Origin of the sequence: Pseudomonas sp. EYE_354, assembly GCF_023148575.1 — a bacterium.
Taxonomy (GTDB): domain Bacteria; phylum Pseudomonadota; class Gammaproteobacteria; order Pseudomonadales; family Pseudomonadaceae; genus Aquipseudomonas.
The window spans coordinates 135,604-156,132 of record NZ_JAHXNQ010000010.1; the positions used below are offsets into that span (position 1 = coordinate 135,604).

Here is a 20,529-nt window from a genome sequence, read left to right on the forward strand (position 1 = left end):
CCCTGGTTGTCGGCGTACCCGCGGGCCGCTCGTGGTGGTGTGGCAGTGGCGGGCTATGGTTGTTGAATGCCCATATTACGCTTGGGCGAGGTGAGCATGAATACGAGTCAGGCTGCGGCCAACGATCAGGTCCACGCCGCCCGATTCCCTGACATGAAAGCCCGATCCGGCCTGCCGCGCCTGATCGCCGCCGACCGCATCGGCAGCCAGCAATCGGTGAAGAAGCTGATCGCGACCAGGGTCAGCAGCACGTAGATGAACGGGTTATTCAAAGCTTGCAGGAACTGCACGATGGCGTGAGGCGGCCTGTCATGGGCGGCTTCGTTGACCTTCCCGTTGCAGGCGGGCAGCGGCATCCAACTCGGTCAGGCCCTCACGGGTGGCACGAACGTTGACCAGGGTGGCCGATAGACCATTGTGGGCTTCACGGGCGGCCCGCTGACCGCGCGTTAGTTAATTGGCGCGCAGCGGGCTACAACGGGAAGTGTTCATAAAGAACTCCAGAATATTAATCAGGAAGTTGTTGTTTTCAGCAGTGTCAGGCGGCGCGAGTGCTCAGGTAAAAGCCGAGCGCCGCGCCGACCAGCTTGGCGCGCAGGGCGGCGGCAAGTGTGCGTACATCAGGCAAAGCAGGCGGGTTGAAGGGGCATAACACGCCTCGGGACCGGACACGCAGCCGGTAGTGAAAGTGCTTGGTTATATAACTTCAAATGCCGCACGCCGCGAGAACAGCGAGATAAATCAATACCGCGCCGCAAGCGGCATAACTGATGCGTTGCCACAGGGGCGAAGCAGTCCTGCGCAACAGGTTCACCAGTGCGGCAATCAGAAAGCACGACAACACCGAGGCGAGCATAAATCCTGCGAAAAACATCAGCGTCTGCCCATGGCTGGGCGTGGCCCCCACGATGCCGGACAAGGCGCTGCCCAAGGCGCCCCAATAAACAATGTTCTTTGGGTTGGCCAGGGAAATCGCTGCGCCCACCGCCAGTGCGTTTTGCCCGGAGCGGGCGGTGGCGCTGTCGGCTACTGGTAACTGCCAGGCGTCGATCAGGCTGCGTACGCCGAGCCAGGCCAGGTACAGCGCGCAGATCACCGTCAACGGCACGCGCACGGTGTCATGCTGAATCAGCAGGGCGATGCCGGTGAGGCCGATCACCGCCCAGACGGCATCGCCCACCAGCGAGCCGATTTGCACCAGCAGGGCCGGTGTAAAACCGTGGAGCAAGCCGCGCCGCAGGGTCTCCGCCAGCACCGCGCCGGGAGAGAGGCAAAACACAAAACCGAATACCAGCGCGTAGAGAAAAATGCTCAGCATGCCCAGGTTCCTTCAAAGGTGGCGGGCAGTGTGAGGCGGCGGGGCGGGGTTGTCTTGAACCAGATTGCTCAGATCAGCCTTTCAGCACGCTTTGGTAGCGGCCGGGTGTGATGCCATAGGCGGCGCGAAAATGCCGGTTGAGATGGCTCTGGTCGGCGAACCCCAGGTCGTGAGCGACCTCGGAGGCCGGCGCGCCGTTGCGCAGCAAGCTTTTAGCGCGACGGGTACGCAATTGCATGGCCCACTGCCGAGGACTGAGCCCGGTTTCCTTCTGGAAGGCGCGTAGCAGATGGAATTTGGAAAGCCCTAACTCATTGCCGAGCTGGTCCAAGGGCACCGATTGATGCAGATGCGCGGCAAGCAGCTCCTGGGCGCGGCCGACCGCGCCTTTGCCCGTTGCGCCGGTGCCGGGCAGGCGCACGCCGCTGAGGGCAACCACGTCACCGAGCAGGCTCACCAGCGCTTCCTCATGCCGTGCACGAAGCAACGAGTCAGCGCAAAGTGCGCCTTGCACCGCAGTCGCCAAGCGTTGCGCGAGCAGCGGCTCAACGCACAGCGAGCGGTCGAACTCCAAGTGCGTCAGGCCCAGGTCCGCTGCCAATTGATCCGCCGTGACGTAGAGGCTGACGAAGTGCCAGGGCGCGCCATCGGCCGCACCACCACCTTGAATCTGGCCGGGGTTGTACAGGGTGATGCTGCCCGGCCCGGCGCTGAACTCGCGGCGGTCCAGCCAGACTTTTTCCTCACCGATCAGGTTCACGCCGATCACGCATTCGTCATGGCTGTGACGGGCAAAGGTCAGGCCGGTGCATGTGGTGTCGCTGATTTCGTAGTTACCCAGCCAGGCGTGTTGCAGGGTGCTCATTGCGCAAGCTCATTAAGACAATGCGCATGAGCATACGCTGGCTGCGGGGGTCAGATCGACCGTTGATTGACCCGTTGTGACAGCTCAGCGGCGCTTTCCTTGCGCTCGGAGTAACGGTCCACCAGGTCCGGGCGTTCGCGTAGCAGGACAGTGAATTTCACCAACTCCTCCATCACATCCACCAGGCGGTCGTACAGCGCCGAAGGTTTCATACGGTCCTGGTCATCGAACTCCAAAAAGGCTTTGGGCACCGAGGATTGGTTGGGGATGGTGAACATGCGCATCCAGCGGCCCAGCACACGTAGCTGATTGACGGTATTGAACGATTGCGAGCCGCCGGAGACTTGCATCACCGCCAGGGTCTTGCCTTGCGTCGGGCGCACCGCGCCCAGGGCCAGCGGGACCCAGTCGAGTTGCGCCTTGAACACTGCCGACATTGAGCCGTGCCGTTCCGGCGAGCACCACACCTGGCCTTCGGACCATTGCATCAGGTCCATCAACTCCTGAACCTTGGGGTGATCTCTCGGCGCGTCATCGGGTAACGGCAGCCCGCCAGGGTTGAAAATCCGCGTGTCGGCGCCAAAGTGGCGCAGCAGGCGTGCGGCCTCTTCCACCAACAGGCGGCTGAACGAACGCTCTCGTGTCGAGCCATACAACAGCAGGATGCGTGGCGGGTGGGTGGGCCCGCTGTGCAGTGGAGCGCACAGAGAGGTGTCGAGGTTGGGCAGGGTGGTCATTGTGCTCTCCGGCTACCGTGTGGCGATACGCTCGAGTTCAGCCTTCAACTCGGTCGGGGAGAGGCTGGCAAACGGCAGCGCGAAAAACGCTCGGCAGCGGGTTTCGATGGTCTCCAGTGTGGCGTTGAACGCGGCGTTCACGCGGGCTTCATCGCCGTTAACATCCGACGGGTCTTCCAGCCCCCAATGTGCCTTGGTCGCGGGCCCGAAATACACGGGGCAGGCTTCACCGGCCGCTTTGTCGCACACGGTGATCACGATATCCGGCGGGCTGCCTTCAAAGGCGTCATTGCCCTTGCTGTACAAGCCCTCGGTGCTGATACCCGCTGCCTGCAGCGTGCTGAGGCTGCGCGGCAATACCTGGCCTTTGGGGAAGCTGCCGGAGCTTACGGCCTCGAAACCCTCGGGTGCCAAGTGGTTGAACAGTGCTTCGGACAAAATACTGCGGCAACTGTTGGCGGTGCACATGAACAGGACTTTCATTGGGCTTCTCCGTCAGATACTCAGACGTAAGGCGAGGGCGGCAAGGGTGATCAGCAATACAGGCACGGTCAGCACGATCCCCACCTTGAAGTAGTAACCCCAGGTGATGGTGATGCCTTTGCGCGCGAGGATATGCAGCCACAGCAACGTGGCCAGGCTGCCGATGGGGGTGATTTTGGGGCCCAGGTCGCTGCCGATCACGTTGGCGTAGATCATCGCGTCCTTGACCACGCCAACGGCATGGCTGGACTCGATGGACAGCGCACCGATCAACACGGTCGGCAGGTTGTTCATTGCCGAGGACAGCAGAGCCGTCAGCACGCCGGTGCCCATGGCCGCGCCCCAAATGCCGTAAGTCGCAAAGGTATCGAGCCAGGTCGCCAGATAAGTGGTGAGGCCGGCATTGCGCAAGCCATAGACCACCAGGTACATCCCCAACGAAAACACCACGATCTGCCACGGCGCTTCTTTCAGCACTTTGCGCGTGGAAATCTTATGACCCTTGGCGGCGATGACCAGCAACAGCACGGCGCACACTGCGGAGATAGCGCTGATGGGGATGCCCAACGGCTCCAGGGCAAAGCAGCCGATCAACAGGATGCCCAGCACCCACCAGCCGGCACGGAAGGTGGCGCGGTCGTGAATGGCACTGGCCGGCTCGGCCAGGTCCGCCGGGTCGTAAGTCTGCGGGATATCGCGGCGAAAGAACCATAACAGCACGGCGAGGGTGGCCGCGACGCTGACGAAGTTGACCGGCACCATTACGGCGGCGTATTCGTTGAAGCCGATCTTGAAATAGTCCGCCGAGACGATGTTCACCAGGTTCGACACCACCAGCGGCAGGCTCGCCGTGTCCGCGATAAAACCTGCGCCCATCACGAACGCCAGGGTCGCCGCCGGGGAGAAGCGCAGCGCCAATAACATCGACATGACGATAGGCGTGAGGATCAGCGCCGCACCGTCATTGGCAAACAGCGCTGAAACCAGCGCCCCGAGCAGCACCATATAAGCGAACAAACGTCGGCCGCGACCACGGCCCCAGCGCGCCACATGCAGCGCGGTCCAGGCGAAGAAACCGGCTTCATCGAGCAGCAGGCTGATGATGATCAGGGCGACAAAGGTTCCGGTGGCGTTCCAGATGATGTGCCACACCACCGGGATGTCCGCCAGGCTGATGACGCCGCAGGCCAGGGCCAGGATCGCGCCGAGGGTGGCGCTCCAGCCGACGCCGAGGCCCTTGGGCTGCCAGATGACCAGGATGATGGTGAGGATAAAAATAGCAATCGCGACAAGCATGAATAAACGCTCCGATGGCTCAGCAGCAGGTGCTGGCCCGTTGTGGTCTGTCGCCCATTGCATCCAGACGCTGGGCGTCGGTGTGCAACCATGGCTGGTTGGCTTGCAGGGTGATGTCCAGCACGTGGGTCACCCAGTGGGGCAGTGCCGGATTGATGCGGTAGTAGACCCATTGGCCTTGGCGACGATCCAGCAATAATCCGCAACTTCGCAGGTGCGCCAGGTGGCGCGAGATTTTTGGCTGGCTGTCGTCCAGAGCATGGATCAGTTCGCACACGCAAAGTTCGCCTTCGCGCAGGATTAATAGGGTCAACCGGGCGCGAGTGGTATCGGCCAGGCATTTGAACAAGGTGGGGGGAGAGAGCGGCGCTGACATGGTGAGCGGTTTCGTATATGCGGTTGGCCGAATATACGTATTACCATATATGTAGGTCAAATCCGGTTTTGCGTTGACATGGATCAAACGCCGCCAAATGAACCACAAGTGCTTGAAATTAAAATGAAACACGAATGTCCTAAAGTGCCTGCCATTGCTGACGAAGGAAGAACCCGCGTGACCCGTGCCACTCGCAACCTGCGCAAGACCCTGGATTCCGTCGCGGAAAATAACGAAACCGCGGCGTTCGACCTGATGCGCGCCGTGGAAAAACTCGGCGATGAAGTGCTGCGTCAGCGCTTGCTCAATACCATCCACCGGCTCAACCAGGACGCCCACGAATTGCGCGAAGCGCGCGATTCCGTGGAGCAGGTGTCGGTCAGGCTCGCCTGAGCAAGATCATTCAAGACACACCCCTGATCGGGCTGGCATGCTTGTCGACTGTCTGTCGATGAGCCGTCTCCATGCCTGCTTCCTTACCGCATTACGCCTTCGCTCGCGGCGCCATCGCCGTTATTCCCTTGTCCCTGGCCTGTGCGCCCTGGGGGCTGCTCGCCGGCTCCATGGCCATCGATGCGCAATTTACCCCGCTGCAAGCCCAGGGTTTGTCGGCGATCGTGTTTGCCGGCGCGGCGCAGTTGGTTGCCATCGGTATGGTCAAGAGCGGCGCGAGCCTGATCTCCATCGTGCTGACCACGTTGCTGCTGACCTCCCAGCATTTGCTGTACGGCATGCATTTGCGCCCGATTGTTTCGCCGCTCAAGACCCGCTGGCGCATGAGCCTGGGTTTTCTGCTCACCGACGAATTTTTCGCACTGGTCAGCCACTACGACCGTGAGACGTTCAATCGCTGGTACGCCCTGGGCGTGGGCCTGACGTTCTATATCGCCTGGAACCTCTTCACCCTCGCCGGCATCGTGCTGGGTAAAAGCATTCCGGGCCTCGATCAGTTGGGGCTGGAGTTTTCCATTGCCGCGACTTTCATCGCCTTGATCACTCCCGTGGTGCGCGATGTGCCGACGGTGGTTTGCGTCGCGGTAGCGCTGCTGTGTTCCGTGTGGCTGAGCTTCCTGCACTGGGAATCGGCGGTGGTGGTGTCCGGGGTCTTGGGCATGAGCGCAGGGTTTGCCTGCAAGCGACTGGGGGTAGGGCAGCGATGATTTACCTGATGATTGTGGCCATGGGGCTGGTGGTATTTCTGAATCGTTACCTGTTTATCGAACCGCGTCTGCCGGTGCGTCTCAACCGTGGCGCGCGGGAGTTTCTGGGGTTTGCGGTGCCGGGCATGCTTACTGCGATTTGCGGGCCGATTATTTTCCTGGCTGACCACCGGCTCAACCTGAGCCCCGCCAACCCCTATTTGCTGGCTGGCGTCTGCGCCGTGGGGTTGATGTTCTGGACGCGCAATGTACTGCTCACCGTGCTGCTGAGCATGGCGTTGTTCTACCTGTTTCGCTGGTGGTTCTGACACGCAGACGAAAAAAAGCCTGCGGGAGAGCAGGCAGAAGGGAGACTTCTAAAAATGAGCCAGGCCACTATAAATGGCGGGTTCACTCTTCACAGTGAAACTATATTCATACGGCTCGGCGTTGAGTTCGCGCAGCGCTTGATCAGCATGGGCGGTGTCGGCTAATGGTAAAGTCGCGTTTTTTTCAAGGAAGCGATGGCATGCGGAACATGGTATTGGGTGCATTGGCACTGGCAGCACTGGCCGGTTGCGCGGGGTCGAAGATGAACGAAGCGCGCGCAGGCAGTCCTTATAAGACCCTGGCGTCGGACAAGGCGACCCTGGTGGTTGCCGAATGCATTCAGTTTGGCTGGCAGGACGAAAGTGTGTTCGGCGTCGACGCGGGTGGCTTCAAGGAGCCGAACGGCGCGGGAGGATTCACCGTTTACACCACGGGCGGGGACTACTTTGTCGACGTAAAAAGCGCCGGCGCCGGCGCGACCGTCAACTACTACGCGACTGAAGACAGCATGCCTGCCAAGCGCCGTTTGGCTGCGCTGGCAACCTGTCTGTAATCCGTTGCCTCAGTCATATTCGGAAACGCCCGGCAGGACAGCCACCGGGCGTTTCGCTTATTATTCACACCGCTCGCCCGAAGTGGTGGCTCTTTACCGGCACACGGACGTCGAGGCCGACGCCTCGGGCGAGCATCTTTTTTCTCTAGCGCGGCATGAACCCCAAATGCCAGCGACGGGGAATCTTCAGCGTCAATACCCCCAACAACCCTGCCAACACGCCACTGACCAGCAACGCCTTCAAGCCCATCTGCTGCTCCAGCAGTGCGCCGATCACCGCACCGACAAACATGCCGCCCCACGGAATCAACTGCACGCGCCAGCCGTTGCGGCGTTCACCGAGCATCCAGCGTCCCAAGCCACGCCCAAACCGTGACAGCGCCCCGGTGACGTAGGTCAGCCCCACCGGCAAACCATTGACCTCTTCCACTGCTGCATTGAGCATGCCCATCGCCGTGATGGCTGCCAGCAGCGCGGGCAGTGCATCGCCGAACGGCCACAATGCGCCCGCGCACAACAACGCCGCGATGCACAGCAGCAGCGGCAGTGCATGGCGTCGACCGAAGCGACTCACCACCACCCCCAATGCGTTGCCCGCCACGAAGGTGGCGACCAGCAGCAACAGTCGCCCGGTCAGCCCGAGATCGCCCGCGCTGATCGCCACCGCCAGGCGCGTGGTGTTGCCGCTCATGAACGAGACAAAGTCACCGCTGGCCATAAAACCAATAGCATCGGTCATGCCCGCCAGCACCGACAGGCAGGCCACCAGGATCAATCCGACCCGACCGCGCCAGCGCTGTTGGTGGGCCAGTGCAGCATTAGCAAACGGCTTGTGAGACGAAGGCAGCATCGGGCCGGGCTCCTCAATGAGATTATCCGGCCACTACGGTAGGACGCTTTCAGTTCGCGCGCAATGACCTCAGACAGTGTCCAACTGCCAACCGAGGGGGTTCCAACTGAGCACATGGGTGGGCCTGATCGCTCGCACAAACGCTTCATCATGGGACACCACCAACATCGCCGGTAAAGTCGCGGTTTAGGTCCTCCTGCAACAGAGCGCTATCGGCGAACTGAAAGTACAGGTGTTGCAGCGTGAGGGTGAAGGGAGACAAACCTAACCCGCCTCGGCGAGCTGTTCAAGGAACATGGCCAACGCCACCTCCTCGGCCTTGAGCCCCTTGCGCACCTTGGGCTTGGGCAATTTGGACAGTTGGCCCAGGCTGAAATGCTCGAGCACCGCCGGGTGGATATAGCACTTGCGGCACACGGCAGGAGTGTTGCCCAACTGTTTGGCGACGTCCTTGACCGTCGCGACAACGTGTCGCTTGGCATCCGATTCCGGCTGCCACTCCAGCTCGCGCAACACCGCCAATGCCAGCGCCGTACCGGCCCAGGTGCGGTAGTCCTTGGCGGTAAAGTCTGCGCCGGTGAGGCTGTGCAGGTAGGCGTTCACATCCTGCGAGCTGACGGTGTGGCGTTCACCGTTTTCGTCCAGATACTGAAACAGGTCTTGCCCCGGCAACTCCATACAGCGCTTGACCACCGTCGCCAGGCGTCGATCCCGCACGCTGAGCTGATGCTCTACGCCACTTTTGCCACGGAACTGGAACTTTATTTCGCTGCCCTTGACGCCCACATGGCGATTGCGAAGCGTGGTCAGCCCGTAGGATTTGTTGTCGCGGGCATATTGGGTATTGCCGACACGGATCAACGTGGCATCGAGCAGCATCACCACGGTGGCCAGGACCTTTTCACGGGTAAAACCGGGCGCGGCCAGTTGCGCTTCCAACCGTTTACGTAGCTTGGGCAGGGCTTGGCCGAAGGCTTGCAGGCGCGCGTACTTGTCGCTGTCGCGCACTTCGCGCCAGCGCGCGTGGTAGCGGTATTGCTTGCGCCCACGGGCGTCACGGCCGGTGGCTTGCAGATGGCCGCGCGGGTCGGCGCAGATCCACACATCGGTGTACGCCGGCGGCACGGCCAGGGCATTAAGACGCTTGATCTCTTCATCGTCGGTGATGCGTACACCCTTGGCATCGAAGTAGTGAAATTTGCCGCGCACTTTCTTGCGGCGAATGCCCGGTTGGGTGTCGTCAACGTAATGCAGGTCGCGGGGCAGGTCGGTCGGCAGGGTGGAGTCGGGCATGGGCGGGTTCCTTGGCATCAGATCAGGCCGGTATGTCTGATTGACCGCAGCGCTGTGCGCTCGTGCCAAATACTTAGGCCAGCACCGCCACGGCCTTGATCTGTGCCCACAGCTGCTGCCCTGGGTGCAGGTGCAACTGATCGCGCGAGTAGCGTGTGATGCGCGCCAGCAATGAGGTGCCATCGGCTTCCAGGCGCACCAGCACGTGAGCGCTGTTGTCCGCAGGCATTTGCTCGATCACGGTCACCGGCAGGCGGTTGAGGATGCTGCTGTGTTCTTCGGCTTGCAGGCTAAGGCTCACGTCGCGCGCCTGCACCTTGACCCGCAGCGCTTTGCCCACGGCCAGCGGGGCATGGGCCACGCGCATCGGTAACACACTGCCCGGCAGTTGCAGGGTGAGCAATTGATAGTGCGCATCGTAGGCACTCACGGTGCCGTTGATCACCACGCCAGCGTCGTCGCCCCGGGCCAGGGGCAGGTCTAGCCGTGCCAGGGTTTCGCCGATGGGTCCGCTGGCCAGGGCCTTGCCTTCATTGAGCAGCACGATGTGATCGGCCAGGCGCGCCACTTCATCCTGAGCGTGGCTGACATACAGAACGGGTATGTCCAACTCGTCGTGCAGGCGCTCCAGGTAAGGCAGGATCTCGGCCTTGCGCTGGCTGTCGAGTGCGGCCAGTGGCTCATCCATCAGCAGCAAGCGCGGGCTGGTGAGCAACGCGCGGGCGATGCCGATGCGCTGGCGCTCGCCGCCTGAGAGGTGCAGCGGGTTGCGCTCGAGCAGATGAGCGATGCCCAGCAATTCGGCGGCCTGGGTCATGTCCACCCGACGTTGCTGGCGAGGGATGCGCTTGAGACCGAATTCCAGGTTGGCGCGCACGCACAGATGCGGGAACAGGCTGGCCTCCTGGAACACATAGCCCAGCGCCCGCTTATGCGGTGGCACGAAAAGCCCATTGCGGCTGTCTTGCCAGACGTCACCATTAACTTGGATAAAACCGTTGTCCGCGCGCTCCAGGCCGGCAATGCAACGCAGGCAGGTGGTTTTGCCGGAGCCGGAGTGCCCGTAAAGCGCCGTTACACCGCGTCCCGGCAGGTGCAGGTCCACATCCAGGGCAAAGCCCGAGTACTGGAGTTGCAGGCGCACATCGATCATCGACATCAGTTCCAGCCCACGTTGGTTTTACGGCTGGAGTACAGCGCCAGCAACACGATGAATGCGAACACCACCATGGCCCCCGCCAACCAATGGGCCTGGGCATATTCCATGGCTTCGACATGATCGTAAATCTGCACTGAGACCACGCGGGTCTTGTCCGGGATATTGCCGCCGATCATCAGCACTACGCCAAACTCACCGACGGTGTGGGCGAAACCGAGAATGGCTGCGGTGATAAAACCAGGGCGGGCCAGGGGCAGGATCACGCTGAAAAAGGTGTCCCATGGACTGGCGCGCAAGGTGGCGGCAACTTCCAGCGGGCGCGAGCCAATGGCGGAAAACGCGTTTTGCAAAGGCTGCACCACAAACGGCATGGAATAGATGACCGAGCCGATCACCAGCCCGCTGAAGCTGAAAGTGAGTGTGCCCAGGCCCAGCCACTGGGTGAACTGGCCGAAGAAGCCGTTGGGGCCCATGGTCAGCAGCAGGTAGAAACCGATCACCGTGGGCGGCAGCACCAACGGCAGGGCAACGATCGCACCAATGGGCCCACGCCACCCTGAGCGCGTGCGCGACAACCACAGCGCAATGGGAGTGCCGATGACCAACAGGATCACCGTCGTCAGTGACGCCAGTTTGATGGTGAGCCAGATGGCGGAAAAATCGGCACTCGATAGCGGCATTTAGAGCTCGTAACCGTAGGACTTGATGATGGCCGCGGCTTTCGGACCTTTCAGGTAGTCGACCAGTGCCTTGGCAGCGGTGCTGTCTTTGCCTTTGTTGAGGATCACCGCGTCCTGTTTGATCGGGTCATGCAGGGCGGCCGGGACGATCCATGCCGAACCGCCGGTGACTTTGCCGTCTTTGTAGATCTGCGACAAGGCCACAAAACCCAGTTCGGCATTGCCGGTGGAGACAAACTGATAGGCCTGGGTGATGTTCTGGCCTTCGACGAGTTTGTCTTTGACCTGCTCGCTCAATCCTTCCTTTTCCAGCACTTGGGTCGCGGCCAAGCCATACGGCGCCGCTTTAGGGTTGGCGATGGACAGGTGCTTGAAGTCGTTCTTCTTCAGCACTTCGCCCTTGGCGTCTACGTAGCCTGCTTTGGCTGACCACAGCGCCAGGGTGCCGATGGCGTAAGTGAAGCGCGAGCCTTTGACGGCATCGCCTTCGTTTTCAAGTTTTTTCGCGGTGGTGTCATCGGCGCTGAGAAACACTTCGAACGGCGCGCCGTTTTTGATCTGGGTATAGAACTGCCCAGTCGCGCCGTAGGCGGCGATCAGTTTATGGCCGGTGTCTTTTTCGAAATCGGCGGCGATCGCCTGGATCGGCGCGGTGAAGTTGGCGGCTACCGCCACCTGGACTTCGTCGGCATGGGCCGAACCAAACGCGAACGCGGCGACCAGCACGGCCAGGCGTGAGGCGTGAATCATCATGAAGCAGCTCCTTGGTGTGCTCGGCGTGTCATGGGAGAAGGCTAACCGCTATGTAGGCGAATATATAGCGGTTGGCCATTGCCGGTACAGCGCGAAGTGGCCGCGGGTGCCTGGATCAGGTGAGTTTGGCCAGCGTTTGCTCGGCCAGCTCGCGCGTCAGGTCATAAGCGGTGATGTCTTTGCCCAGGCGCAGTGCCTGGCCCGACCACAGGTTACTGAAGCCTGCCTCGTCCTTTGCTTTAAGCGGCACCAGCGCACCGCCGGCGCGCGGAAACGCCGGGGCCGCCGGGTTGATCGGGCCCAATTCGCGCATCACGCGGTTGACGATGCCACGGGCCGGGCGGCCGGTGAACAGGTTGGTCAGCGCGGTTTCGCTGGCCTGGGCGTGGCGCAACGCGTAATGGTGGGCGGCAGTGACATTCGCTTCCGGGGTAAACAGGTACGCAGTACCGATCTGCACCGCCGAGGCACCGAGCGCGAATGCCGCGACAATCCCGCGCGCATCGCCGATCCCGCCGGCCGCAATCACCGGCACCTTCACCGCGTCGACGACCTGCGGCAACAGGGCGAACAGGCCGATCTGCGTGTTGAGGTCGTCGCTGAGAAACAGCCCGCGATGCCCACCGGCCTCGCTGCCCATGGCAATGATTGCGTCACAGCCGTGCTGTTCCAGCCAAATCGCCTCCTCTACCGTGGTGGCGGATGAAAGCACTTTGGCGCCTGTGGCTTTTACTCGGTCCAGCAAGCTTTGCTCCGGCAGCCCGAAATGGAAACTGACCACCTCTGGACGAAACGCTTCGACCACCTGGCAGGCGGCGTCATTGAACGGTGCGCGGTCGGTCACCGGCGTTGGCGCGGTAAAATCGGCGCCCAGTTGCTGGTAATAAGGCTCAAGCAATGCCTTCCAGCGCTGATCCCGCGCCTCATCCACTGGCGGCGGTTGGTGGCAGAAGAAGTTCACGTTGATAGGCCCCGTGCAGGCCTGGCGGATGGTGGCCAGCGCTTCACGCAGTTGCTCGGTGCTCAGCGCGGCGGCCGGCATCGACCCCAATGCGCCAGCCTGACTGGCCGCGATGACCATGGCGGTGGTGGTGCCAACGGCCATCGGCGCCTGGATGATCGGTACCTCGATACCGAGCAGGTCGAGAATGCGCGTGTCGGGCCAGGTGCTCATGGGGGTGTGTCTCCAGCGTTCGTCGGATTTTTCGCTGTTTTAGCAGGGCATCTGGCTCCCGGCCAGTCTGTTTTATTCACTGGACGACGCAGGTTTTTCGTGCGGCGTTAACGGTCGCGTTCACGCTCGAGCAATTGACGCTTGCGCTCGACGCCCCAGCGGTAACCCGAGATATCGCCATCGCTGCGTACCACGCGGTGGCAGGGGATAGCCACGGCCAGGCGGTTGGCGCCGCAGGCCTGGGCCACTGCGCGAAACGATGTGGGGGCGCCGATCTGCTCGGCAATCTGCGCGTAGCTGGCGGTGCTGCCCACGGGAATGTCTCGCAACGCCTGCCACACCCGTTCCTGGAACGCGGTGCCGCGCACGTCGAGGGGTAAGTCCAGGCCCAGGGCGGGGGCTTCGATAAACCCCACCACCTGTGCGATCAACTGTTCGAAGCGGCGATCGGCGCCCACCAATTCGGCCTTGGGGAATTGATCCTGCAGGTCACGCACCAGTGTGTCCGGTTCATCGCCCAGCAAAATTGCGCACACGCCGCGCGTGCTTTGCGCCACCAGAATTGCCCCCAATGAGCATTCACCGACCGCAAACAGGATCTGGTTATGGGTACCGCCGGCTTTGTAATCGCTGGGCTTCATGCCGAGCACGTGGTTGGCCGACGCGTAAAAGCGGCTGTTGGAATTAAAGCCTGCGTCATACAGCGCATCCGTCACCGTATGTTGGCCTTTGAGCCCATCGCGCAATTTGCGTGAGCGGTGGGCGCTGGCGTAGGCCTTGGGGGTCAGGCCAGTGACGGCCTTGAAGACGCGGTGGAAGTGAAACGGACTCAGGCCTGCCTGGGCGGCCAGGGTGCCCAGATGGGGCGGGGTGTCAGCCTGCTCGATATATCTGCAGGCGTCGGCCACCCATTTGGCATGCTGCGCGGCGCGCTGGGTCTGGTCGCCGGCGGCGCGCCTGCTGGGGCGATAGCCTGCCGCTTCGGCCTGTGCCGGCGTGTCGAAAAATTCGATGTTTTCCGGGCGCGGCAAGCGTGAGGCGCTGCTGGGCCGGCCATACACGCCGGTGGTTTTAACGCCATAGACGAACAGCGTATCGGCCTTGGGGTCGCGGGCGACGATCGCCGCCCAGCGCGGGTCTTGTTCGGTAGTCATGGTGGGCACTCTTGACTGATCCTCAGCAGGTTAGCCGTGCCGTGGTCGTCTGGCACTCCGAAGCTTGCGGTCAAATCAGCCGGCGGTACGCAAGGTCAGGTTGATGCGTTGCGCGCCCATGATCGGATGCGTGCCTTCCTTGATCGGCATCACGCCGTGAAAGCGCAAGCGATCAACGCCGCCCCAGATCACCACGTCGCCGTGAAACAACGAAATTTTCTGCGCTTTGTCACTGCGCGCATGGCCACCGAACAGGAAAATCGCCGGCAACCCGAGGGACACCGATACCACCGGCGCGCTGTAATCGCGTTCGTTTTTATCCTGGTGCAGAGACATTTTTGCGCCGGGTACATAGCGATTGATCAGGCAGGCATCCGGGGCGAACTCGCGAAACCCTGCTTCAGCGGCCGCCTGTACGGCCAATTCGCGCAAGGCGTCGGGAAGGGCGGGCCAGGGGCGCTGATTGCGTGGGTCGAGCGGGCTGTAGCGGTAGCCCGTGGTGTCGGTGGTCCAGCCCAGCGCGCCGCAACTGCTCAATGCCGCCGACATGGTAAAGCCCCCCGGCGTGACCATTTGCCGAAACGGCGATTGAGCCAGCACGCGGCGTAACTCGGGTAGAAGCCTTTCAATCCAGCGCAGGGCGTAGCCCCTTAGCACGTAGGATTGCTCGCCAATTTGCTCGCGTCCTGCAGGTTGTTGCAGGGCGTCATCGGCGAACAGGTCGGCGGTGGGGCCGGGCATGGTCTTACAGCGCCTTGCTCACGGTGATGTCAGTGATTTCATCGCTGGCATCGTGGATTTTCGCCAGGGCTTGCTTGGCTTCTTCCACGCTATGGGTCGTCAGTTGGGCGAACTCAAAGCGGCGTTCGCCGTTGAGCTTGTACTTGATCACGTATTTAGTAGTGGCAGTCACGGCTATTTCCTGTGGCGTATGCAAATCAGCTCAGCTTGGTGCTGGTGCGACGTACGATGCGAATCTTGTGGGACAGCGCGGGCTTGCGAGTGACGCTGATCGCGCGGCGCGTGACCACGTCAAGAGTGATGTTCCAGAAGCCCGTGCTCGGCGCGGTGATTTTGGCGGGGAATGTGTCGAACGCGCCGCCGTGGTAGGTGTGGCGACCGCCATTTTTGAAGCTGCGGAAATTCGCATCGCTCATCAGACGGATATTACAAGTCTGCGAGCATTCGATGACGACAATATCTCCCTCGTTGAGGTGCTCGCGCTGGTGGATAAATTTCATGAGGGTGTCTCCAGAAGGGCTTTTTCTGAAAAATCAGAACGATACGTAGGTTAAGATGGAGTTTATCAGCCCCAGCGCGTTTATTATCGACTCGTCTTCAGTCACGTCGACAATTTAAAACAGTTATTTACCGAGTTATCAGGGATAAATCCTACGTGGGCGGGAGAAAATTACCATCCCCGTGGTCGTAGGATCTTTATCGGAGGTTTTGTATGAAGTGGAGTGTGTTGGTGCTGGCCTTGGCGATCGGTGGGTGTGCTTCGGTTGCAGATATCAAGCAGACCCCGCCGACGCTCGCCGTCATTTCCGGGAAAAAACCCCAGGAATACGCCGCGTGCGTGGTACGCAAATTATCAGCTACTCGTCGCCCGCCGCAGATCGAACCGCATAAGGACGGTGTGCGTGTGATCGTGCCGCAGAAATTTTCAGCAGACCCGTCGGCCATTTTTGAAATTGAAGAGCGCTCCAGCGGCAGCAGTATCAAACTCTACGAGAGCATGTCCAACGTGCCGATCCGCCCGGCTGATGTGAAGAAGGCCGGGGAAGAATGCATTTCCGGCTGATGCCGCTGTGGAAAACCAGATATGAAGCGTGAACACGTCAAGACCCGTCATGGCGAAGGTGAAATCTCGGCCACCCATGTCATCCAGAACCCTGCTCATCTAGGCGAGTGGATTGTCTTTTTCAAGAAGAGCGGCGGGCGCAGTTATTTCCTGGTGGATGACCAGGATGAAGTCGAGTCGTTTGCCAGCCTTGACCAGTTGACCGAGCTCCTTCGGGAGCTGGGTATCAAGTTTGCCGAGATTCACTTGTAACGCAGGGTTACTTGCAGACCACCACGACACTGCGACTTTTAAAGTTGCCTACGTCCTGGCCCAGGGTTTTGTCGCTTTCCTTGAGTGCCGGGGTGCCTTCGGTGCCGACGATACGGTAGCCGGTACCCGCGCAGGAAGCGTCGGCCTTTTCGTAGCAACTGGCCCACGAGTTGGCCTCGCCCGAGCAGTCGATGGTCAGGCCTTGTTCGCCGTTTTTCAGGTAGACATCAGAGGTGGTGGTGCAGCCGGCAAGCGCCAGTACCGCAATCAGTGCCAGAAGTTTGTTCATGTAGGGTCGTCGTCAAGGGTGTGAAAGGGCGCTGACACTTGTCGTGGGGCGTTTTCGGAAGATTATAGCGAACTGCCATGTAGGTACAGACAAACACCAAAAAGCCCCTGAAATCGGGGCTTTTTGCGTGATGCTTTAAGGCTTACTTGGTCTTCGGCCGCTTGCTCGATGCGTGGCCTGCTTCATCCACAAACACTTCGGCGACGGCAATCGCCATGCTTTCGCTTTCGAAAACACCCGCAACGCTGTCTCCGTGGAAGTTGATCAGGTGCCAGCCGTCCGCTCGCTTGGTGATCAGGTAGCCGTTCACGCCTTTTGGTTCTGACATCTATTAACAATCTCGTGGTGTGGTTAAAGGGCCTAATGATAGCGCCAAATGTCGTGGGGCCGCGCAAGTTATTCCAGGTCAATGTTCCGAGCCGCAAAGCGTGTTAAAAGGGTTCTTGGTGGTTTCAGCAGTGGGAAATCGACTTGTTTTACCGTGCCGTTAAGACACGGCTCGTAAGATCAGCGGAACTTACGTCGAGTTTTTTTCTCTATGATGACATCGCAACGCCAGTAGCCCACCCCATTGTAAGGTGGCTGCGGCCTGATTAGACTGCGCCGAATTCCGTACGCACAGCCCTTTGTAAGGACCCATATGATCAAGAAATGCTTGTTCCCAGCAGCCGGTTACGGCACTCGCTTCTTGCCAGCGACCAAGGCCATGCCCAAAGAAATGCTGCCGGTGGTGAACAAGCCACTGATTCAGTACGGCGTGGAAGAAGCACTGGATGCCGGTCTGAACGAAATCTCCATCGTCACCGGCCGCGGTAAGCGCGCGCTGGAAGACCACTTCGATATCAGCTATGAGCTGGAAAACCAGATCAAAGGCACCGACAAGGAAAAATACCTGGTCGGCATCCGCAAGCTGCTCGACGAGTGCTCGTTCTCATACACCCGCCAGACCCAGATGAAAGGCCTCGGCCATGCGATCCTGACCGGTCGCCCGCTGATCGGTGACGAACCGTTCGCCGTGGTGCTGGCGGATGACTTGTGTGTGAACCTGGAAGGCGACGGCGTACTGACCCAGATGGTCAAGCTGTATCAAAAGTACCGTTGCACCATCGTTGCCGTCCAAGAGGTTGATCCTCAAGAGACCAACAAGTACGGCGTGATTGCCGGCGACGACATTGGTGATGGCCTGATCCGTGTTCGTGACATGGTTGAGAAACCAGCGCCTGAAGATGCTCCGTCGAACCTGGCGATCATCGGTCGCTACATCCTGACGCCGGATATCTTCAAATTGATCGAAGAAACCGAGCCGGGCAAGGGCGGTGAAATCCAGATCACCGACGCGCTGCTCAAGCAAGCCAAAGACGGTTGCGTGATTGCCTATAAGTTCAAGGGCCGTCGCTTTGACTGCGGTGGTGCTGAAGGCTACATCGAAGCCACCAACTTCTGTTACGAGCACTTCTACAAAACTGGCAAGGCTTACTGATTCACGCCTGTCTGCCGCTAAAAAGCCACCTTCGGGTGGCTTTTTCGTTTTTCAGCACCCTGTAAGTCGGTATGCTGACGGCCTGCCGAGGAGAGTGAAATGGCCTACGATTTTGATCTATATGTAATTGGTGCCGGTTCCGGCGGTGTTCGCGCGGCGCGCTTCGCGGCGGGCTTTGGTGCCAAGGTGGCCGTGGCAGAAAGCCGCTACCTGGGCGGTACCTGCGTGAACGTGGGGTGCGTACCCAAGAAACTGTTGGTGTATGGCGCACATTTTGCCGAAGACTTCGAGCAGGCCAGCGGCTTTGGCTGGTCGCTGAGCGAAGCACACTTTGATTGGGCCACGCTGATCGCCAACAAAGACCGCGAGATCAATCGCCTCAACGGTACCTACCGCAACCTGCTGGTCAATAGCGGCGTGACCCTGCATGAGGGGCATGCGCGTCTGGTGGATGCGCATCAGGTGGAGATCAATGGCGAGCGCTTCACCGCCAGGCACATCCTGGTCGCTGTGGGTGGCTGGCCACAGATTCCCGAGATTCCAGGGCATGAGCACGCTATAGGGTCTAACGAAGCGTTCTTCCTTAAAGAGCTGCCCAAGCGCGTACTGGTGGTGGGTGGCGGTTATATCGCGGTGGAATTCGCCGGTATTTTCCAAGGCCTGGGCGCCCGGACCTCGCTCTTGTATCGCGGTGATCTGTTCTTGCGTGGTTTTGATGGTGCGGTGCGCAAGCATCTGCAGGAAGAGCTGACCAAGCGCGGCCTGGACCTGCAGTTCAACGCCGATATCGCCCGCATTGACAAGAGCGCTGACGGCAGTCTCAAGGCCACCTTGAAAGACGGCCGTGTACTGGAAACCGATTGCGTGTTCTACGCCACGGGGCGCCGTCCGATGCTGGATAACCTTGGGTTGGAGAACACTGGCGTCAAATTGGACGAGCGCGGGTTTATCCAGGTCAATGATCACTACGAAACCAGCGAGCCGTCGATCCTGGCGATTGGTGATGTGATCGGCCGGGTACAACTGACACCGGTGGCGCTCGCCGAAGGCATGGCCGTGGCGCGTCGCCTGTTCAAGCCTGAGCAATACCGTCCGGTGGATTACGCGATGATCCCGACGGCCGTGTTCAGCCTGCCGAATATCGGCACGGTAGGGCTCACGGAGGAAGACGCGAAGAAGAACGGCCATAACGTGCTGATCTTCGAAAGCCGCTTCCGGCCGATGAAGCTGACGCTGACCGATTGCCAGGAAAAGACCCTGATGAAACTGGTGGTCGACGCCGACACCGATAAAGTGCTGGGCTGCCACATGGTGGGGCCGGACGCCGGTGAAATCATCCAGGGCCTGGCGATCGCGCTCAAGGCGGGGGCGACCAAGCGGCTTTTCGATGAAACCATCGGCGTGCACCCAACGGCGGCGGAAGAATTCGTCACCCTGCGCACGCCTGTGGCCGACTGATCAGGCGTGCGGTGTTGCCTCTGGCGCTGTCGCAATGGCGGCTGCCAGGCGCAATGCCTCGATACTCGCCTGGGCCTTTACCAGGTCCAATTCGAGCGTTTTGTTGGTGTGTTGTTGCTCGGCCAGCGCCTGGTGGCGTGATTCGCTTTCCAGCAGTGCGACACGCAGGCGTTCCTGAAGCAGGGTGCGCTCGCTGTCGATCTGATTCACTTGCTCGCTCAGTTTCAGTTGCTGGGCCTGGCCTTTGCGGGTTTCTCCCTGCAGTGCGGCCAACTCCTTTGTGGTCACGCGTTGCTCGATCAGCAACCGCTCATTGTCGCGATGCAGTTGGGTGATCTCGTCCTGGCGCACCATGGCGCTTTGTTGGGCCTGGCGTAACTCGGCCTGCATCTGCTGCAACTGACCTTCGTGGCGTCGCTGTTCTTGCTCGCGCTGGTCCTTGATTGCGTTGCGGTAGTGCTCCAGCGCCTCGCGGGCATGCAGGTGCTTCTCTTCCAGCGAGCGAATCTGCTCATCCTTGTCGTTAATGCGTAATTCGTAATCACTGCACGCCTGGCTGAGCCCCGCGTTACGGGTTTGTTCGGTTTGCAGGCTGGTGCTGGCGGTTTGCAGTGCCGCGCTTTCCTCTGCCAGTGCAGCGGCCTGAATATCAAATTGTTGCTTGAGCTGACCGTGGGCCTCCTCAAGCGACGCCAGCTGAGCGAGCAGGGCGGCTTTTTGCTGCTCGAACTGGGCCAGGGCCAGATCAATCGGTTCTTGCGCTTTCTCCTTCAAGCGCTGGGACAGTCGCGCCACCAGCTCACCCAGCTCATCGTCGATTGGCGCCTCGGTGATGGTCAGGCGGGTTTCGCTGTCGTCCAACTCCTTTAAGTAACGATGAATCGTGGTTTTCGAGCCGGTATTGCCCATCTCGATGCGCACGGCATCGATGCTGGGGTTTTCGCCGCGGGCAAGGATCGCCAGGCGTGCCGTTTGAACTACTGCTTTGTTTATGCCGCCGCGAGCCATGGGGTCTCCGTCGATTTAGTACTGTGGTATGTAGTATGTATATACATACTATAACATGAATAAAAAGCTGTTTGAATT

28 protein-coding genes and 1 pseudogene are annotated in these 20,529 nt (G+C 60.4%); 9 read left to right on the forward strand and 20 right to left on the reverse strand.

Annotated features, from left to right (window positions below; translation table 11 throughout):
* Positions 1-96 precede the first annotated feature (96 nt).
* Complete coding sequence (locus KZX66_RS15755) at positions 97-255, forward strand: hypothetical protein (protein WP_248080956.1); 159 nt, start codon at positions 97-99, stop codon at positions 253-255.
* Here KZX66_RS15755 and KZX66_RS15760 read toward each other — a convergent pair.
* The 7 genes and pseudogenes from KZX66_RS15760 to KZX66_RS15790 form a co-directional block, all read right to left on the reverse strand.
* Positions 195-438 (reverse strand): annotated as a pseudogene (locus tag KZX66_RS15760) (cation-transporting P-type ATPase); the annotation flags it as partial. The gene KZX66_RS15755 and the pseudogene KZX66_RS15760 overlap by 61 nt on opposite strands.
* Before the next feature lie 268 nt (positions 439-706).
* Complete coding sequence (locus tag KZX66_RS15765; RefSeq protein WP_248080958.1) at positions 707-1,318, reverse strand: LysE family transporter; 612 nt, start codon at positions 1,316-1,318, stop codon at positions 707-709.
* A gap of 73 nt (positions 1,319-1,391) precedes the next feature.
* Complete coding sequence (locus tag KZX66_RS15770; protein ID WP_248080960.1) at positions 1,392-2,183, reverse strand: AraC family transcriptional regulator; 792 nt, start codon at positions 2,181-2,183, stop codon at positions 1,392-1,394.
* 50 nt (positions 2,184-2,233) lie between these two features.
* Complete coding sequence (gene arsH / locus KZX66_RS15775) at positions 2,234-2,920, reverse strand: arsenical resistance protein ArsH (protein WP_248080962.1); 687 nt, start codon at positions 2,918-2,920, stop codon at positions 2,234-2,236.
* Between the two features lie 12 nt (positions 2,921-2,932).
* Positions 2,933-3,403: an arsenate reductase ArsC gene (locus KZX66_RS15780; protein WP_248080964.1), complete on the reverse strand. Its 471-nt coding sequence runs from the start codon at positions 3,401-3,403 to the stop codon at positions 2,933-2,935.
* A gap of 12 nt (positions 3,404-3,415) precedes the next feature.
* Complete coding sequence (locus tag KZX66_RS15785; RefSeq protein WP_248080966.1) at positions 3,416-4,699, reverse strand: arsenic transporter; 1,284 nt, start codon at positions 4,697-4,699, stop codon at positions 3,416-3,418.
* Between the two features lie 19 nt (positions 4,700-4,718).
* Positions 4,719-5,075 carry a metalloregulator ArsR/SmtB family transcription factor gene (locus KZX66_RS15790; protein ID WP_248080968.1) on the reverse strand — a complete coding sequence of 119 codons (357 nt, stop codon included), beginning with the start codon at positions 5,073-5,075 and terminating at the stop codon, positions 4,719-4,721.
* Positions 5,076-5,252: 177 nt separating this feature from the next.
* Here KZX66_RS15790 and KZX66_RS15795 point away from each other — a divergent pair, with 177 nt between their 5' ends.
* From KZX66_RS15795 to KZX66_RS15810, 4 genes are all read left to right on the forward strand, one after another.
* Positions 5,253-5,468, forward strand: coding sequence for a hypothetical protein (locus tag KZX66_RS15795; protein WP_025856028.1), 216 nt, complete (start codon positions 5,253-5,255; stop codon positions 5,466-5,468).
* Positions 5,469-5,539: 71 nt separating this feature from the next.
* Positions 5,540-6,235 (forward strand): AzlC family ABC transporter permease, encoded by a 696-nt coding sequence (locus tag KZX66_RS15800; RefSeq protein ID WP_248080971.1) that lies wholly within the window; start codon positions 5,540-5,542, stop codon positions 6,233-6,235.
* On the forward strand, positions 6,232-6,543 hold the full coding sequence (locus tag KZX66_RS15805; RefSeq protein ID WP_248080973.1) for an AzlD domain-containing protein: 312 nt from the start codon (positions 6,232-6,234) through the stop codon (positions 6,541-6,543). Before KZX66_RS15800 ends, KZX66_RS15805 begins: the two co-directional genes overlap by 4 nt.
* Positions 6,544-6,743: 200 nt before the next feature.
* Positions 6,744-7,097, forward strand: coding sequence for a hypothetical protein (locus KZX66_RS15810; protein WP_248080977.1), 354 nt, complete (start codon positions 6,744-6,746; stop codon positions 7,095-7,097).
* A 145-nt stretch (positions 7,098-7,242) separates the two neighbouring features.
* Here the strand turns inward: KZX66_RS15810 and KZX66_RS15815 are convergent, their stop codons facing one another.
* The 10 genes from KZX66_RS15815 to KZX66_RS15860 all read right to left on the reverse strand — a co-directional run bounded on the left by KZX66_RS15815 (position 7,243) and on the right by KZX66_RS15860 (position 15,401).
* Positions 7,243-7,947, reverse strand: coding sequence for a YoaK family protein (locus tag KZX66_RS15815; protein ID WP_248080979.1), 705 nt, complete (start codon positions 7,945-7,947; stop codon positions 7,243-7,245).
* 264 nt (positions 7,948-8,211) lie between these two features.
* The gene (locus KZX66_RS15820) at positions 8,212-9,240 is read right to left on the reverse strand and encodes a DNA topoisomerase IB (protein WP_248080981.1); all 1,029 of its coding nucleotides are present in this window, start codon (positions 9,238-9,240) and stop codon (positions 8,212-8,214) included.
* A gap of 73 nt (positions 9,241-9,313) precedes the next feature.
* Positions 9,314-10,393, reverse strand: a complete 1,080-nt coding sequence (gene modC, locus KZX66_RS15825; protein WP_248081141.1) for a molybdenum ABC transporter ATP-binding protein — start codon at positions 10,391-10,393, stop codon at positions 9,314-9,316.
* Positions 10,394-10,398: 5 nt separating this feature from the next.
* Positions 10,399-11,079 carry a molybdate ABC transporter permease subunit gene (gene modB, locus KZX66_RS15830; protein ID WP_248080983.1) on the reverse strand — a complete coding sequence of 227 codons (681 nt, stop codon included), beginning with the start codon at positions 11,077-11,079 and terminating at the stop codon, positions 10,399-10,401.
* Positions 11,080-11,832 (reverse strand): molybdate ABC transporter substrate-binding protein, encoded by a 753-nt coding sequence (gene modA, locus KZX66_RS15835; protein WP_248080985.1) that lies wholly within the window; start codon positions 11,830-11,832, stop codon positions 11,080-11,082.
* Positions 11,833-11,947: 115 nt separating this feature from the next.
* The gene (locus tag KZX66_RS15840) at positions 11,948-13,006 is read right to left on the reverse strand and encodes a nitronate monooxygenase (RefSeq protein ID WP_248080987.1); all 1,059 of its coding nucleotides are present in this window, start codon (positions 13,004-13,006) and stop codon (positions 11,948-11,950) included.
* 107 nt (positions 13,007-13,113) lie between these two features.
* Positions 13,114-14,160: a bifunctional DNA-binding transcriptional regulator/O6-methylguanine-DNA methyltransferase Ada gene (gene ada / locus KZX66_RS15845; protein WP_248080988.1), complete on the reverse strand. Its 1,047-nt coding sequence runs from the start codon at positions 14,158-14,160 to the stop codon at positions 13,114-13,116.
* A 75-nt stretch (positions 14,161-14,235) separates the two neighbouring features.
* Complete coding sequence (gene alkB / locus KZX66_RS15850) at positions 14,236-14,901, reverse strand: DNA oxidative demethylase AlkB (protein WP_248080990.1); 666 nt, start codon at positions 14,899-14,901, stop codon at positions 14,236-14,238.
* A 4-nt stretch (positions 14,902-14,905) separates the two neighbouring features.
* Positions 14,906-15,073, reverse strand: coding sequence for a hypothetical protein (locus KZX66_RS15855; RefSeq protein WP_248080993.1), 168 nt, complete (start codon positions 15,071-15,073; stop codon positions 14,906-14,908).
* A 25-nt stretch (positions 15,074-15,098) separates the two neighbouring features.
* Positions 15,099-15,401 carry a DUF1883 domain-containing protein gene (locus tag KZX66_RS15860; protein WP_027606593.1) on the reverse strand — a complete coding sequence of 101 codons (303 nt, stop codon included), beginning with the start codon at positions 15,399-15,401 and terminating at the stop codon, positions 15,099-15,101.
* Positions 15,402-15,613: 212 nt separating this feature from the next.
* Here KZX66_RS15860 and KZX66_RS15865 point away from each other — a divergent pair, with 212 nt between their 5' ends.
* Together KZX66_RS15865 and KZX66_RS15870 are read left to right on the forward strand one after the other, a co-directional pair.
* On the forward strand, positions 15,614-15,964 hold the full coding sequence (locus KZX66_RS15865; RefSeq protein WP_248080996.1) for a hypothetical protein: 351 nt from the start codon (positions 15,614-15,616) through the stop codon (positions 15,962-15,964).
* A gap of 21 nt (positions 15,965-15,985) precedes the next feature.
* Positions 15,986-16,216 carry a hypothetical protein gene (locus tag KZX66_RS15870; protein ID WP_248080998.1) on the forward strand — a complete coding sequence of 77 codons (231 nt, stop codon included), beginning with the start codon at positions 15,986-15,988 and terminating at the stop codon, positions 16,214-16,216.
* A gap of 7 nt (positions 16,217-16,223) precedes the next feature.
* Here the strand turns inward: KZX66_RS15870 and KZX66_RS15875 are convergent, their stop codons facing one another.
* Both KZX66_RS15875 and KZX66_RS15880 read right to left on the reverse strand, forming a co-directional pair.
* A complete protein-coding gene (locus KZX66_RS15875) occupies positions 16,224-16,505 on the reverse strand; it encodes a hypothetical protein (protein ID WP_248081001.1) in 282 nt (93 codons plus the stop codon).
* A gap of 142 nt (positions 16,506-16,647) precedes the next feature.
* The gene (locus KZX66_RS15880; protein WP_034127495.1) at positions 16,648-16,833 is read right to left on the reverse strand and encodes a hypothetical protein; all 186 of its coding nucleotides are present in this window, start codon (positions 16,831-16,833) and stop codon (positions 16,648-16,650) included.
* Positions 16,834-17,145: 312 nt separating this feature from the next.
* Between KZX66_RS15880 and galU the strand changes: the two genes are divergently transcribed.
* Both galU and gorA read left to right on the forward strand, forming a co-directional pair.
* Positions 17,146-17,985 carry a UTP--glucose-1-phosphate uridylyltransferase GalU gene (gene galU, locus KZX66_RS15885; protein ID WP_003212579.1) on the forward strand — a complete coding sequence of 280 codons (840 nt, stop codon included), beginning with the start codon at positions 17,146-17,148 and terminating at the stop codon, positions 17,983-17,985.
* Positions 17,986-18,084: 99 nt separating this feature from the next.
* A complete protein-coding gene (gene gorA, locus KZX66_RS15890) occupies positions 18,085-19,443 on the forward strand; it encodes a glutathione-disulfide reductase (RefSeq protein ID WP_248081003.1) in 1,359 nt (452 codons plus the stop codon).
* Here gorA and KZX66_RS15895 read toward each other — a convergent pair whose 3' ends face one another.
* The gene (locus tag KZX66_RS15895) at positions 19,444-20,451 is read right to left on the reverse strand and encodes a DNA-binding protein (RefSeq protein WP_248081005.1); all 1,008 of its coding nucleotides are present in this window, start codon (positions 20,449-20,451) and stop codon (positions 19,444-19,446) included.
* Positions 20,452-20,529 lie beyond the last annotated feature (78 nt).

Coding starts and splice junctions, on each gene's coding strand:
- KZX66_RS15840 (WP_248080987.1), bottom strand. CDS start 13,006: ATGAGCACCTGGCCCGACACGCGCATTCTCGACCTGCTCGGTATCGAG.
- galU (WP_003212579.1), top strand. CDS start 17,146: ATGATCAAGAAATGCTTGTTCCCAGCAGCCGGTTACGGCACTCGCTTC.
- gorA (WP_248081003.1), top strand. CDS start 18,085: ATGGCCTACGATTTTGATCTATATGTAATTGGTGCCGGTTCCGGCGGT.
- KZX66_RS15880 (WP_034127495.1), bottom strand. CDS start 16,833: ATGTCAGAACCAAAAGGCGTGAACGGCTACCTGATCACCAAGCGAGCG.
- KZX66_RS15765 (WP_248080958.1), bottom strand. CDS start 1,318: ATGCTGAGCATTTTTCTCTACGCGCTGGTATTCGGTTTTGTGTTTTGC.
- KZX66_RS15755 (WP_248080956.1), top strand. CDS start 97: ATGAATACGAGTCAGGCTGCGGCCAACGATCAGGTCCACGCCGCCCGA.
- KZX66_RS15815 (WP_248080979.1), bottom strand. CDS start 7,947: ATGCTGCCTTCGTCTCACAAGCCGTTTGCTAATGCTGCACTGGCCCAC.
- KZX66_RS15785 (WP_248080966.1), bottom strand. CDS start 4,699: ATGCTTGTCGCGATTGCTATTTTTATCCTCACCATCATCCTGGTCATC.
- KZX66_RS15800 (WP_248080971.1), top strand. CDS start 5,540: ATGCCTGCTTCCTTACCGCATTACGCCTTCGCTCGCGGCGCCATCGCC.
- KZX66_RS15875 (WP_248081001.1), bottom strand. CDS start 16,505: ATGAACAAACTTCTGGCACTGATTGCGGTACTGGCGCTTGCCGGCTGC.
- ada (WP_248080988.1), bottom strand. CDS start 14,160: ATGACTACCGAACAAGACCCGCGCTGGGCGGCGATCGTCGCCCGCGAC.
- KZX66_RS15895 (WP_248081005.1), bottom strand. CDS start 20,451: ATGGCTCGCGGCGGCATAAACAAAGCAGTAGTTCAAACGGCACGCCTG.
- KZX66_RS15820 (WP_248080981.1), bottom strand. CDS start 9,240: ATGCCCGACTCCACCCTGCCGACCGACCTGCCCCGCGACCTGCATTAC.
- KZX66_RS15870 (WP_248080998.1), top strand. CDS start 15,986: ATGAAGCGTGAACACGTCAAGACCCGTCATGGCGAAGGTGAAATCTCG.
- KZX66_RS15805 (WP_248080973.1), top strand. CDS start 6,232: ATGATTTACCTGATGATTGTGGCCATGGGGCTGGTGGTATTTCTGAAT.
- alkB (WP_248080990.1), bottom strand. CDS start 14,901: ATGCCCGGCCCCACCGCCGACCTGTTCGCCGATGACGCCCTGCAACAA.
- modB (WP_248080983.1), bottom strand. CDS start 11,079: ATGCCGCTATCGAGTGCCGATTTTTCCGCCATCTGGCTCACCATCAAA.
- KZX66_RS15865 (WP_248080996.1), top strand. CDS start 15,614: ATGAAGTGGAGTGTGTTGGTGCTGGCCTTGGCGATCGGTGGGTGTGCT.
- modC (WP_248081141.1), bottom strand. CDS start 10,393: ATGATCGATGTGCGCCTGCAACTCCAGTACTCGGGCTTTGCCCTGGAT.
- arsH (WP_248080962.1), bottom strand. CDS start 2,920: ATGACCACCCTGCCCAACCTCGACACCTCTCTGTGCGCTCCACTGCAC.
- KZX66_RS15790 (WP_248080968.1), bottom strand. CDS start 5,075: ATGTCAGCGCCGCTCTCTCCCCCCACCTTGTTCAAATGCCTGGCCGAT.
- KZX66_RS15770 (WP_248080960.1), bottom strand. CDS start 2,183: ATGAGCACCCTGCAACACGCCTGGCTGGGTAACTACGAAATCAGCGAC.
- KZX66_RS15780 (WP_248080964.1), bottom strand. CDS start 3,403: ATGAAAGTCCTGTTCATGTGCACCGCCAACAGTTGCCGCAGTATTTTG.
- modA (WP_248080985.1), bottom strand. CDS start 11,832: ATGATGATTCACGCCTCACGCCTGGCCGTGCTGGTCGCCGCGTTCGCG.
- KZX66_RS15860 (WP_027606593.1), bottom strand. CDS start 15,401: ATGAAATTTATCCACCAGCGCGAGCACCTCAACGAGGGAGATATTGTC.
- KZX66_RS15810 (WP_248080977.1), top strand. CDS start 6,744: ATGCGGAACATGGTATTGGGTGCATTGGCACTGGCAGCACTGGCCGGT.